Here is a 1,476-nt window from a genome sequence, read left to right on the forward strand (position 1 = left end):
CTCGAAATTGGGAGCCTAAAGGTGCCGTCTCACTAAATCCCGCAAGACTTGAAGAAATGGCACTCAACAAACAAGCAGCTTAAGCATAGTATTTTGGACAACTGGGTTGAAAACTACCGACTGCTGCAATTTGTTAGGCATCAAGAGTATTTAGCCCAAATATTTTATATAGAAAAAACTTATCTAACAGCTCGTTTGATGAGTCGTTAATAGCACTACTAAATTCTTCATCTTGAAGATATGCAACTAGAAGTTCTCTGGCTGTGGAATCACATTTTTTGGCTATTTCGCCAAGTTTAGACATGTCTTTTTTTGATATGAAGTCACCATGAACAACCTTGGAGCGCACACTATAGGCCTGCTTAAGATCTTTATAAATCTCTAGCCTTTCTGCCGGTTTAACACGCAAATAAAACGCTGCCCTTTCAGCCATTTGATGAGAGAGCTCAACATTTGTAGTACTCAATACAGATTCAAAAAAAGAGCAATAGCTAGCTATTTTGAATCCTAGATCCGGTGTTGATCTAGCTTGTTGAAGAAAATTCACACCAATATTTATTCTGTCAGTCTCTCTGCTTTGCATTGTGTAGTTTGGTTCAGAACCAACTGCCATTCCGCCGAATTTTGAACCGAATTCATCGTAGAGTTGCATCAAATGACTTGGTGATATGGAAAGCTCTTTCTTTTTACCTTCGCAGGTCCAGTAATGATATGCCAATGAGTTGCTATGCACATGACCAGTTTTACCTGAAACCGCAAACCCTAACTCAACATTGACACTATTATCTTCCAAAATCCAAAGTGAATGTAGAAAGGCTAAGCAATCTCGCATAAAGTTAACTATATGTGCATGCGACTCATCAATATTTTTGGTCGGCATTTTGGCGTAAATAACGGGATTATCGTTAAACAAGTATCCACCCTCCAAAGTTCCTATGGATAGATATTGCTCAGGACTAATATGTTTAGCAAAATGTGAGGAGTCATTTGTTAAGTAAATATCATTCCCAATCTTGATAGGAGTTTTTATTTTTTCTGTAATCGTCATCCCAAGGACTGCGGTAACGTATAAGTAACTCATATCCCTCCCTGCCTAACAAATAAGCGGTTATACGGCGGCGCAGCCGCAGCTATAACCGACTGTTGAACGCCGCTCAGCACTTAATCTAGGGAATTTGCTTTTTGTGATCGGTGGGGGTTCCATGGCGTTAGCGCCTTTCATTCGAACCAGCACTGTCGCTTAACTCGATCTCAATCCCTTAAAGCTTATTTACTTTGTGGCTTTAATGAACATTTATAGCCATATTTCTGTTGTTTGGCAACACACTACCCTCAGAGCCGACCTGATATAATTTTGCATGACAATACCACTGTGTGAGAACTAGCTACTGTTCGGCAGCACCAGAGGCACTTCGTTGTGTAATGTCATCAATTCACTCGAACACTCACCTAAACAGGTCACTGGCTCATGGCCAC

1 protein-coding gene is annotated in these 1,476 nt (G+C 40.4%); it reads right to left on the reverse strand.

Annotated features, from left to right (window positions below; translation table 11 throughout):
• Positions 1–133: 133 nt before the first annotated feature.
• Positions 134–1,081 (reverse strand): HEPN domain-containing protein, encoded by a 948-nt coding sequence (locus DN062_RS18365; protein ID WP_112160735.1) that lies wholly within the window; start codon positions 1,079–1,081, stop codon positions 134–136.
• Positions 1,082–1,476: the final 395 nt, after the last annotated feature.

Source organism: Nitrincola tibetensis, assembly GCF_003284585.1.
In the GTDB taxonomy this organism is placed as follows: domain Bacteria; phylum Pseudomonadota; class Gammaproteobacteria; order Pseudomonadales; family Balneatricaceae; genus Nitrincola; species Nitrincola tibetensis.